The sequence below is a fragment of the Flaviflexus huanghaiensis genome (genome assembly GCF_014118685.1).
Lineage (GTDB): Bacteria > Actinomycetota > Actinomycetes > Actinomycetales > Actinomycetaceae > Flaviflexus > Flaviflexus huanghaiensis.
Genome location: NZ_JACFAK010000020.1, coordinates 1 through 10,993, shown reverse-complemented (window position 1 = coordinate 10,993; position 10,993 = coordinate 1). Strand labels below are relative to the sequence as shown.

10 protein-coding genes are annotated in these 10,993 nt (G+C 58.5%); 1 reads left to right on the top strand and 9 read right to left on the bottom strand.

The features are described 5' to 3' along the window. Nucleotides 1-102 precede the first annotated feature (102 nt). Nucleotides 103-858, bottom strand: a complete 756-nt coding sequence (locus tag H7E91_RS11095; protein WP_182355169.1) for an ABC transporter ATP-binding protein — start codon at nt 856-858, stop codon at nt 103-105. Nucleotides 859-1,715: 857 nt separating this feature from the next. Between H7E91_RS11095 and H7E91_RS11090 the strand changes: the two genes are divergently transcribed. Then, a complete protein-coding gene (locus H7E91_RS11090) occupies nt 1,716-2,135 on the top strand; it encodes a hypothetical protein (protein ID WP_182355167.1) in 420 nt (139 codons plus the stop codon). Between the two features lie 251 nt (nt 2,136-2,386). Here the strand turns inward: H7E91_RS11090 and H7E91_RS11085 are convergent, their stop codons facing one another. From H7E91_RS11085 to H7E91_RS11050, 8 genes are all read right to left on the bottom strand, one after another. Then, entirely contained in the window at nt 2,387-3,649 is a 1,263-nt protein-coding gene (locus H7E91_RS11085; RefSeq protein ID WP_182355166.1) for a hypothetical protein, read from the bottom strand. Between the two features lie 9 nt (nt 3,650-3,658). Beyond that, a complete protein-coding gene (locus H7E91_RS11080) occupies nt 3,659-4,900 on the bottom strand; it encodes an SAVED domain-containing protein (protein WP_182355165.1) in 1,242 nt (413 codons plus the stop codon). Beyond that, on the bottom strand, nt 4,893-5,828 hold the full coding sequence (locus H7E91_RS11075) for an ATP-binding protein (protein WP_182355164.1): 936 nt from the start codon (nt 5,826-5,828) through the stop codon (nt 4,893-4,895). Before H7E91_RS11075 ends, H7E91_RS11080 begins: the two co-directional genes overlap by 8 nt. Next, complete coding sequence (locus H7E91_RS11070) at nt 5,825-6,337, bottom strand: HORMA-1 domain-containing protein (RefSeq protein ID WP_182355162.1); 513 nt, start codon at nt 6,335-6,337, stop codon at nt 5,825-5,827. The genes H7E91_RS11075 and H7E91_RS11070 overlap by 4 nt, the downstream gene beginning before the upstream one ends. Before the next feature lie 6 nt (nt 6,338-6,343). Continuing rightward, entirely contained in the window at nt 6,344-7,303 is a 960-nt protein-coding gene (locus H7E91_RS11065) for a CBASS oligonucleotide cyclase (protein ID WP_182355160.1), read from the bottom strand. A gap of 195 nt (nt 7,304-7,498) precedes the next feature. Further along, entirely contained in the window at nt 7,499-8,092 is a 594-nt protein-coding gene (locus H7E91_RS11060) for an RloB domain-containing protein (RefSeq protein ID WP_182355158.1), read from the bottom strand. Further along, nucleotides 8,092-9,438 carry an AAA family ATPase gene (locus H7E91_RS11055; protein WP_182355157.1) on the bottom strand — a complete coding sequence of 449 codons (1,347 nt, stop codon included), beginning with the start codon at nt 9,436-9,438 and terminating at the stop codon, nt 8,092-8,094. The genes H7E91_RS11060 and H7E91_RS11055 overlap by 1 nt, the downstream gene beginning before the upstream one ends. A 249-nt stretch (nt 9,439-9,687) precedes the next feature. Next, nucleotides 9,688-10,993 (bottom strand): tyrosine-type recombinase/integrase (locus H7E91_RS11050; RefSeq protein WP_206680432.1); only part of this gene is annotated, 1,306 nt, incomplete at its 5' end.

The window sequence follows — 10,993 nt, the reverse complement described above, 5'->3', positions numbered from 1 at the left end:
ACATACGGAGGGCCTTCCTCGGAGTGCTGGTTTCGCAACTCCCACTCAATCGCGGAAGGCCCTCTCTTCACGTCACAAGTCAGCGCGTGTCATCGCACTGCCTCAACCAACCTGTCCGGTCAGTACATCTAGCCCAGCGAACAGGTCGGCCGGCACCGGTTTGACGAATTCGAATTCGAGCCGGCGGATGGCTTTGCGTTTGAGCACGTCGATGCTCTCGACGACAACCAGTCGCCCGTGACGGATGATGCCGACACGGTTCGCCACCCGCTCCACCTCGGACAGGGTGTGAGAGGACAGGAACACCGTGCGTCCATCGGCTCGCACCTCACGCAACATCTCCTGGAAGGTCTGCTGGACAAGGGGATCAAGCCCCGCATTCGGCTCATCCAAGATCAACAGTTCGGGCTTATGCATGAAGGCCTGGATAAGACCGACCTTCTGCCGGTTCCCGGTTGAATACTCCCCGACCTTGCGAGACAGATCCGCATCCAATCGGGCCGCGAGTTCATCGACATAGGTCATATCGACCCCGCCGCGAAGGCCTGCAAAGAACTCGATCATCTCGCGCCCAGTCAGTTTCGGGTAGAGGGCCAAGTCACCAGGGACATAGCCGACCCGGCGCCGGATCTCGAGAGAGTCGGTGCGGATGTCGCGTCCCAAGACCGTGGCGGAGCCAGCGGTTGGCTGCAGCTGGTTCAACAGGACCCCAATTGTCGTCGACTTCCCCGCCCCGTTCGGACCGAGAAATCCGAAGATCTCTCCCCTTTGCACGTTCAAGTCGAGGTCATCAACCGCGACAATCTCACCAAACTTCTTCGTCAGTGCCCTGGTGCTGATCGCATCGTTGTCGCTCATATCGTGGAACCTCTTTTCTCGTCGTATCGTTGGCGCAAGGCCGGCATCTCACGTTCCATGAAGGACAGGAAATCACGCATGTCAGTCAGCCTTTGCGTCCGCTCAGGGTCCGCGTTCGCAAGGACTTGCAGACCCCGGTCCGTATACTCGCGGAGCTCGGTGACTGCTTGTTCCTGGTAAGCCATTGCTTGTGACCACACGTATGGGGTCGTGCGATAGTACGCTCGCCGCTCCCCCGCCTTACCGGTACGTTCAACAAACCGCATGTGCATGAGCAATCGGACATTTGTACTCACCCCACCCGCGCTCGCCTGCAACGCAGTGGCGAGGTCCTCGGCAGATTGCTCGGGCGGGTCACACACCATCAACCACGCCAGCATTCGTCCCGCTGCCCGAGGAAGACCAGAGCTTTCTAATCCGAGTCCGAAATCCTCGATGAAGTCAGCCAGTTCACCTACTGGGACACCGCTCCGCCCGGTTGTGGAAAGTGGCGGAGGAGTGGGCTCATCAGGAGAGGGACGGTCACCCTGTCGAAGCGTCATACACTTCACAATACTCTGAATCTTCAATCGGGCAGGAGTCAGCGCGACAATGTCGCGAATCTGGAATCTTGGTCCGACGCTCGAACATTGGACGACGTTGTCTGAGTCCACAAAACCGATATTCAATCGGTGTAGCCGCTCATCTGCACTCCTGCGGCAGCACCACCGAACTGCAGGCCCTACTCGACCAGTTCCACCCGATCTACAACACTCAACGCCCCCATCAGGCACTCGAGCTAGACCACACCCCACCGCGGCTACCACGCCACCGCCAAAGAATACCCCACCCGCAACGCCGACAGCACACAATGGCGCGTGCGCTACGACCAGATCGCCACCACCGGCAAAATCTCAATCCGCTACGCCGACAAACTCCACGACGTCGGCATCGGCCGCGCCTACAAACATCAACGCGTCACCGCCCTCCTCCACGCCCCACGTCATGACAATCATGCGCAACACCGGCGAGATCATCGCCGACTTCACGATCGAACCAACCTCGACGTCACCATCATCAACGCCACCACCGGAGAAATCCTGCGCGAGCTCAACATCGACCCACCCACGACTACCAGCCACAACAAAAACAAAAATAGGGTGAACCCACAAATCGTGGGTTCACCCTATTCCGATGTCTTGCGACATCACATTCCGATGTCTCGCGACATCACATGGTCGGGCTGGCGGGATTTGAACCCACGACCCCTTGACCCCCAGGTAGTCGGTTCAGCCTGATTCCTTGATTTTCCGCGCATCTCTACCCCTCAAACGACCCCATTTCACGTCATGGATTGCATGGTTTGCATGCATCAGGTCCCGGCCAGGTCCCGGCTCTTGATAGCTTTCGGCAGATCCGTCAGGGGTTTACGTGGGGTTTATGGAAGTATCAGGCGAGCTACACTCCTTGTCAGGTACGGACCGCTGCCCCTACGCGCAGGTGAGCGTCAGTGTCACAGCGTGCTCTCCCGACGGCAGCGTCCAAGCCTCTAGTCGCTCCCTCGGAGATACCGCTTCCCCGCAACGATGTACGCGTGTATTTGCTGCGGCGACGTAGTAATAGATCCCTCTCCGCGGCGACGGACAATACTGAAAAACGCACCCTCAATCTTGCCTTCGACTATCGCGCCGTGTACGAGGTATGGTTGCATTTCTTTGGATTGCCTGGGGACAAATATTGCGAGCACGCTGTCGGTGTCGGTTACCGGGAACTTCTCGATTACCAAGCCGTCGACCGGTGGCACGATCCGTGCGTCCAACAGATCCTGAATCTGCTGAATGTTGAATACAGTATCGACGACGGGCGTGACGCTCCCGATTATATTTCCACTGCCAGACGCTTCCCTGTAACCGATGATGAGGATCGCATCGACGTCTCCGTTAGCAAAGCGGGCAACGTCTTGTGCGAGCTCCACCTTTGCTCGTTTGCCAGTGTCGCCGGGTGCAGAGATCTGATGCATCTGGGTCTTTACTTCGAGATAGTTGGACTCTTCCTCCCCTATGAGTGCCTTGAAGTGCCCACCGCGCAGGAGGTTTAGCAAGTCGGTAGCGTCGAGCGGTCCGTCCTGTGTTGCCTTTACGAAGTCTGCGATCGCGGCGGCACCTTCCATAAGGACCGACATAGCGTTGGCAGAGTCGGTAGCTACATAGATAACTACGTCGTGCGCGGTCACGGCCAAGGTCTCGATGGTTTCCCGTCGGAAGCGCTCGTCCCATTCGCCATCTCCGTCCCACTGAGCGAGCCAGTCTTCCGGCTTGTCACCGTCAGGCAGCAGAAACTCCACCTCCGTGATGTGGCACTCGTAGGCAGCGGCAATGCCCGCCAGCCCGGCCGCAATCTCCTGCGGAGTCTTCTCCGGCTGGGTCGGGTAACGCTGCTTGATCACTGCAACGATTGATTCATCTCTGATGTCGACGTCGTATCGCTTCTCGAGGTCCCAGATGTCTTCGTCGACGGGAGGGCTTGTCCGGTCCACGATGAGCAGCGTGCCGTAGTAGTTGTCGTTGATGGCTCTGCCAAGACTGCCGACATTGGCGAGCCGAAGCTGGGACTCGGCTGCGACCAGCGGTCCATGCTTAATGCGCTCGATAGTCCAAGTTCCTTTATCGATGCCGAAGCTTCGTGACCGGTCCATTATTTCGTCGGTGATCTCGGAGGGGAGCAATCGCATCTCGTTGCCTTCTTCGTCATAAGCTATGACATACACATCGACGCCCGCAGATTGTGGTGCGGATTCTTCGGGGTTAACCATGAGCGTCAGTTAACTTGTGAATGTTGCCGCAGGCACGTACAGCGTGGTCGAGGTGTCGTACTCGTAAGTTGTGATGGGCGGTAACGTGGCGATGACAGTTCCGAGCAAGAAGGCGAAGCCTGCTGGCCCTGCAATGAAAATGTGGATCGAATCGATGCCACTCACCTGGGAACGAACGTTGCGGATCGCATCAACGGTCAGATGAACGAGAGAAGCCACCTCGTCCGGGGCAAGTGGCATGGCGCGTGTGTTGCGCCCTGCGGGCGATCCAATTGTTAGAACCGCGCGCCACGCAGGTGAGACCGAGCGACTCCGAGCGAAGGCTTCAGATACGTCGTCGCTGATGTTGATACAGACAGCGAGAGCGTGAGCAGACGTATCCCTGTATACGGGTGGAGAGGCTTTCCAACCGCGTTGATCTGCGATCGAGGCATCGGTGGCGTCAGATATTCTCCACGGTGTCGTCGTGTGGCCATCGGGCTGGCGTTGTACCCAGGCAGGGCTCCGACCGTCTCTGCCTGAGTAGGTAGAGCCAAGGAGCATGGCTGTCGGAACGGACGGGGTCCCAGTTAGCTGCAGATCAGTGAAAGGCTGCGTAAGCTGCTTTAATACAGCCGCGATATCGTGCGCTGATTCGGACATAGTTGTCCAGTCTTCGGTGCGCGGGGATGCATCTTTGAAGTGTCTGGTCCAATCGACCGCCAGGTCCACACCTGATGGAGCGGCCATCGTACCCTTCGCATGGACCACCACCTGGGCAACCTGTGGCGACGGCGTTGCCTCCGAGATCTTCGTGATCCTTTGCTTCAAAGCGGTGTTAGCGATCTGGGAGATGTCACTCGTCGAAGCCCACGGCGCAGCCACCTTGGTGAGATTCCAGGTGCTAAGGTCTTCCACACCGAGAGCGTCGGCGAAGAGGTCCGAGACGTCGTCGTATTTGAGCCGATTGGCAAGAACGATGACGAGCCAGAAGTTTCTATCGCGTCGGTAACGACGGACAGCTTCTGGAACCTCAACGTCCCTAATGATTGGGCTGTCTTTCACGTCGGGAGTGAGCCAAAGGATCGCGCCGGAGGTTTTGTCGTCGTTGAGGACAGCGCGAATTGTTGCCTCGGTTGGCTCATTTTGCAGATTGTCTACGTCTCGCCAAGTCGGCGTACCTCGGTCGCGGAGCGCCTGAACAAGTGCGGTTGTCTCTCGCAGTCGTTTTCTGCGGTAAGAAACGAATACGGGGCCGCGCGGATCAGCCATTGTTCGCTCCAAACGGGCGCGTGGGAACGAACGACACTGCAGCTTCGTTGAGAGCTTGCGCGGTGATAGGCATGTCATTCCCATACGCGTTGAGGACGAGGTCGGGCACAAACCTTTGTCTGAGGTCAGAGTAAGTGGCACCCCATTCTCGTTCAGCGTTGGGGCCAAGCAGTCGTGCGGCTTCTTCGATTGTCATCGCGGCGATATCCGTCCCGGCGAGAGCTTGGGTGAGGACATGCGCTCGCTGTTCCTCAGACGGGCGTTCGAAAGTAAATACATGAGCAGCACGTCGCGCTATTGCGGGATCGAGTGCATCGGATCGGTTCGTGCACATGATGGTGAGGACGGGGAGTTTGTCTCGGCGAAGACTGTCAATGGCACGGATGAGTGCGTTGACGCCCGCGCGATCCTCATGGTGCATCTGCGCAAGTTCACGGGACTGAGCGATGGCGTCGGCTTCGTCGATGAGGAGGATCGCTGCGCTGCGGATCTTTCCCTTGCTATCGCGTGCTTGGCCAAGCGAGGACCTGACATGCTCGAAAGCTTGGGTGATGAGGGTACTCATCTCGCCGACAAGGCCTCGCCCACGCGCGTTCAGGCTGAGAGGGTACAAGGTAAGCATCGGGAGATTCAGGGAGCGGGCGATTGGATCCCCGACAGACTCGGCAAGTTCCGTCTTGCCCGTTCCTACGTCTCCGGCGAGGACGATGAGGGGCGTGCGTTCTTCGACGGCGCGAACGGCGTTGAGGGCGGATCCGTGATGTTTCACGCTCCATTGTTCAAGCACGTCGGGGTTGATCAGGACACTCGCTTCGTTCACCAGTCGTTGTTTGATCTGGTCGATGCCGACGAGGGCGTCAAAACGCTGTAGGGCTGCTGAGTCTGGGTATTCGAGGACGTTGCCGAAGAGTTCACTGTTAGCGGTCATGATGGGCGGAAAGTCTTCCTTTCGATTGCAACGCCAGCGCTGCTATATGTTCGGTCGGTATGCCAGTATCCGCTGCCGTCGCTCGGGAGGTTGCCGGTGCTCCGATTGATCGGGTGCTTTGCTCTAACTGCGCTCTGTTCGGTGGAGGTGAGATCGAACCATGCTTGGGTGTATGACATGAAATTGAAATGCGTCGCCCCGGAAACGTCGGCTCGTGCGTAGACTCCACCACTGCGGTCGTCGGTGCCACCGACCAGATCTCCGCTTGCGTTGACTCGGTACAGCCAGGAAATGATGCGTTGGTCGTTCTTCTTGAATCCGAACTCGTATTCCTTCACGTACCCACCGGCGAGCATCACAATCAGCTCTTCCTGGTAGTTCACAATCTGTGCTTCGGAGGGCTCACCATAGAAGTTTCGACATTGGTACATGTCGCTGACAACCTTGGACGCAAGGTGCTTAGCATGGGTAAGCGTGAACGTTTGACTGATGGAGTAGGAACTGGTCATTGACGTCTATCCCTTGAAGGTGGGGCCGAGGAGTTCTTGCCAATCATCGACTGCGCGACCTTTGGTCGTTGCAAAACGAGCATCGGTAAGAGCGTCGTACGCGGACCCAGCCGCATCGAGAATCTTGTCTCGTCCGAAGCTGTCGTACCGGCTTGCAACGTTGTTCTCTGGGTTCACGGGATCGAGAATCTCAATGGGATCAGATCCGCGAGTCGGGAACGTGGACGTATAGTCAGTGAATGTCACCCGCTCTTCAAGACCGGTTTTCACAACCCACTCAAAGAAGGTTTCCAGAGCTCTCGGGTAATCGGTAAGCTGCACGCCTTCATCTGCGAGATGAGCCCAGATCAGCTCAATCATGAAGGACTTGAATCTGAAGTCGGGATCGGTTCGCGTGACGATCTGACGCTTCCACCACTTGGTTATGCGGATGAGTTCCAGAAAATCCAGGCCATACGTCTTCCGCCGGTTTGCGATGAAGTCGAGGTGAAGTCGTGTACTCGTCTTCAGTCTGTCTCCAGTGTGCTTTTTGATGAGATAGCCCACATCATTGGCTTCGCCTTCGTATAGCACGGGAACAACATCGACATCGAGGCCAGATCCTCGATAGTGGACCGTGACGCAGTGGGTCTGCTCTTCGAATTGGTCACGATCCATGTTCGTGGTGGCCTCGTAGAGACGATCCGCCAGCCACGGGACGAGTTCTGAATCGTCTTCCGGGGCTTCTGCCGCTTTGACATACACTGCAAGATCAAGATCGTTGACGCTCTTAAGTGCTGTGCTCTTTGCAACGCTCCCGGCATGGAGACTCTTGACAAGTCCATATGCAGGATCGGCGGCGATCTTTGCGGCAAGGCGATCTCGGAGTCCGTTCACCTGACCACGGTGCTTGACCGCATCAGCGTGGGGCAGATTGATCCGCTCAGCAGCGAACGCAGCAATCTGCGCGTGGGTTATTTCTGTCATTATTTCCTCTCGAGTCCTAGTGGTTTACGGCGGATTCGTATCGATACCGAGTCCGACGCGGTGGAAAAAGATACTCGCGCTGCGATGCCAGGGTATGTTGGCGCACCGATATAAATGGGCAGAGGCTCGTCGCCAGGCAAGCACCAAACTGTTCGCGTTGACTTCTGGCAGCACTTCTCTGTCGCGATCATCGGTTCAAGCCCCTTGCATAAGCTCTACGAGGATCGGCATCGCCGACGACGGGTTCGGCCCTTTGCGCCCTGGCCGCATCTCAGGATCAATTGCTCGAGCCGTAACACTTGCGCTGTGCACGTGATGGAACGGGAACGACTGCGAGAGGATCTTGCCTTTGACGAGACCCAGCTTGGCAACGAGGTCGTCAAGCTGCGTCGAGGTGAGCACCGAGCGCTTGTCCTCAGCGTGCCATCGCAGCCATGCCTCGAACTTGAGGTTCGAAATCAGAAGCCGTATCCCCTCTCGTTCAGCTAGTTGAACGGCCGCAGGCAACGTCTGATGTTCATCGACGTCGACCAGGCACACGCTCTCGTCATAGCCCTTGTCGTTCTGTGCTGCTTCGTCCCTCTTCTCAACGCACTTCTGCACGACTTTCAGCGGGTCCTTGCCCACCGAAACGGGCTTGACGATAGCCGTCGCGCCCCTACTTCGCAGGTAGCGGTTCAATCCCTCAACATATTGGGGCTCCGTGCGGGTTCCTTCCGTGACGACAAGGATGCGCCGCGCAGGTTGCCGATGCGGCCTGGTGGGGCGTCGACGCTGTCCGCCCGCCACTATTGCTGCACCTCTCCGGTATCAACGAGAGCGGCGAACAGGCTCGGCGAGAGCCTCGGGGTTCCGCCGTATCGTCCCGTGAGGTAGCGCTTTGCAACGTTGGCGTCGGGGTGCTTGGGGAAGTCGGCTAGGGAGGCCAGCTCGGTCACTCCTTCGTTGGTTTTGTCGGTAAGCCAGATCTGTTCGGGTTCCAGGCGGACCTCGCTTAGTGGTGAGAGGACATATGACTCGTGGCTGGTGAAGATGAGTTGCGCGTGGTGTGCGTTGACGAGTGGGTCTGCGAACGCGCCGAGGAGCACCTCTAGCAGATGTGGGTGCAGGCTTGCGTCGATCTCATCTACCAAGAGCAGCCCACCTCCACGGAGTGCTTCTAGCGCAGGTACTGCGATCGCGAGCCAGGCGATGGTTCCGTCGCTCTCCTCTTCTACGGAGAATGGCGGGCAGTCGTCAGCGGTTCCCTGGTGAGTGAGGAGAAGACGCCGCACAACCTGTTCGAGTTCATCGGCTTCGAGTTCCTCTTGCTCTTCGTCTCCGTCGTCCTGGCCCCCGCCGCTAGCGTCTTCATCGTCCTCTTCGCGCAAGTCGCGTTCGAACCGAAGGACTGCCCGGCGGATCCGTTCCGGAATGTTTGTTTCCTCGATATCAACCTTCATGACACCGATATCCGCAACTTGAAGCAATGCTTCGAGGTCAGCGAACGTCACGTCGCCATCTGCCAGCGAGTCCGCGAGGCTCCTCAGACGAGCCGTCCGGTGCGAGTCCTTCACTAGGACGATGTCGAAGCTCTCGACAAGGTCATGAGCGAAGGCGTGGATTGCTGAGTCTTTCAGCAAAAGTGCGCGGCTGAGAACGAGTTCTCGGGGCGTCACCTCGATCTTGGAGCCAAGGCTCTGATGGAACGTGAGCACGTTCTCTTCGCGATCGCGCTCCAGCAGGGTGCGCCAACGCGAGCTAGGAACATCACGTAGCCACTCGCGTTTGATTCCATCCCGATCGACCTCGAAGCCGTACATGTAACGGCGTCCGTCGTGGACAAGATCAAGCTCGTAGAGGCTCGTTGAAGTCTGCGAGTTCCCGTCAAGCTTGAAAGGTGCGCGCCGCATGGACTTCGCCTCCTGCCAAACGGTGGCAGATTGCCTGATCGCGGTGAAGGCGTAGCGGAACGCGTCGAGAACTGCGGACTTACCGGTTGCGTTGCCCCCGAAGATCCCAGCGAGCGGGTAGCTCGCCGCGCTCCAGCTGCCATCCTTCGGCTGGAGAGTCTTCAACGCAGGGCGCGTGAGATCGACCGCGACCTCGTCGCGGATGCTCTTATGGTTGCGCACAGTGAAGCTCAGTAGGATCATGTCGCCATGATAGCACCGAACGCTCCGAATTTTACGTTTTTCGAGTGAATCAGATGGCTCAGCACGTTCGTTCCGGTCTTAGTGTATCGATGGGGCGTGCTTGCAGCGGGTTACATGACCAGCCATCGTGACCCGTCGGCCTCGTACGGACTGCCCCGGTCAACGCGAAGCCTCCTCCTAACTCTCTACCGATGACACCCATCTGTAGAGAGTTACGAGGGCAAAGAACTGACTGCCTCGCGGTCGCGATCAGCTCGCCTTCCCAAACGCACTCTCCAAGAACTCTGCCGTAATCGGGTTCACGGTCTCGTTGCGGCGGATGTAGTGCTCTCTCGTGATGGAGGGGTCGCTGTGGCCGAGGAGTTCGGAGGCGAGTTGCAGTCCTCCGATCTCGTTGATCGCGGTCGCGGCGGTGCGGCGGAACCGGTGAGGGGTCACGTCCGCGACCCCGGCCTTGTCCATCACGTCCCTGAGTTGCCTGCGGATGTTGTTGGTCGTGTGCGGTGTCCCGACGCGGGTCGCGAACAGCAGTGCGTCCGGGTGTGGGAAGCGGATCTTCTTGAGACGTGCCTGGACCGCCTGGAGTGCGAACCCCGGCAAGGCGACTCGGCGGACGGAGCGGGCGGTCTTAGGGTGATCCTGGCGGTGCGTGGGTTCACCCTTTCGGCTGACAATCGTTCCAGAGATGCGCACCGAAGGGATCGAAATCTCAAGGTCGAGGTCTCCGAGGCGAATCGCGAGGACCTCGCCGATGCGTGCTGAGGTGCCGAGCATGACTTCGACGATCTGCCCGAGTTGCCCGTCCGGTTTCGGCCCTGCCTTGATCGGTCGCTGTTCCCAGGCGCTGATGCCAGTTCGGATCGCTTTGAGCTCGTCCCAGGTGAACACGTCCGGGGTGCGAGTGGGGCGACGGAGCCGGGAGACATGATCCATCGGGTTGCGAGGGATGATCTCATGGCGCACAGCAAGTCCGAGTGCGAGCCGCAGGACGACTCGGGCTTGGCGTGCTCGGTTGTAGCTCTGCTTCGCGAGCTGCTTGAGGAAGTAGTCGCAGCGGGCCACCCCGATCTCCCGGAGTGTGACGTCCTTGAAGAAGGGTAGAACGAGGGTGCGCATGTTGCGCTCGTATAGCAGCCTCGTCGTTGGCGAGAGACGATCTTCGAGATCCATGTCTTCGAGCCAATACGACACAAGCGCGGGAAAGGAACTGTCTGCGCTCATCCCGGAGAAGCCTGGGTGGAAGAGGTCACGTTCAACGAGTTTCTTCTTCAACGACCGTTCTGCAGCGGGCCGAGTCGCACCGGTGACCTGGACGTGTCGACTTTTGCCATCCCAGTCGCGGCACCGGGTGCGGGCGACGTAACGTCCGCCATCTGTGCGGCGAGTGCGGATGATGCCGAAGGTTCCGATCGGGGTGCGAGGTCTAGCTGTACTGACCGGACAGGTTGGTTGAGGCAGTGCGATGACACGCGCTGACTTGTGACGTGAAGAGAGGGCCTTCCGCGATTGAGTGGGAGTTGCGAAACCAGCACTCCGAGGAAGGCCCTCCGTATGT

Bases quoted from the DNA above. Each gene is read 5' to 3' on its own strand.
- H7E91_RS11070 (WP_182355162.1), bottom strand. From the start codon at position 6,337: ATGACCAGTTCCTACTCCATCAGTCAAACGTTCACGCTTACCCATGCT.
- H7E91_RS11055 (WP_182355157.1), bottom strand. From the start codon at position 9,438: ATGATCCTACTGAGCTTCACTGTGCGCAACCATAAGAGCATCCGCGAC.
- H7E91_RS11065 (WP_182355160.1), bottom strand. From the start codon at position 7,303: ATGACAGAAATAACCCACGCGCAGATTGCTGCGTTCGCTGCTGAGCGG.
- H7E91_RS11075 (WP_182355164.1), bottom strand. From the start codon at position 5,828: ATGACCGCTAACAGTGAACTCTTCGGCAACGTCCTCGAATACCCAGAC.
- H7E91_RS11085 (WP_182355166.1), bottom strand. From the start codon at position 3,649: ATGGTTAACCCCGAAGAATCCGCACCACAATCTGCGGGCGTCGATGTG.
- H7E91_RS11080 (WP_182355165.1), bottom strand. From the start codon at position 4,900: ATGGCTGATCCGCGCGGCCCCGTATTCGTTTCTTACCGCAGAAAACGA.
- H7E91_RS11095 (WP_182355169.1), bottom strand. From the start codon at position 858: ATGAGCGACAACGATGCGATCAGCACCAGGGCACTGACGAAGAAGTTT.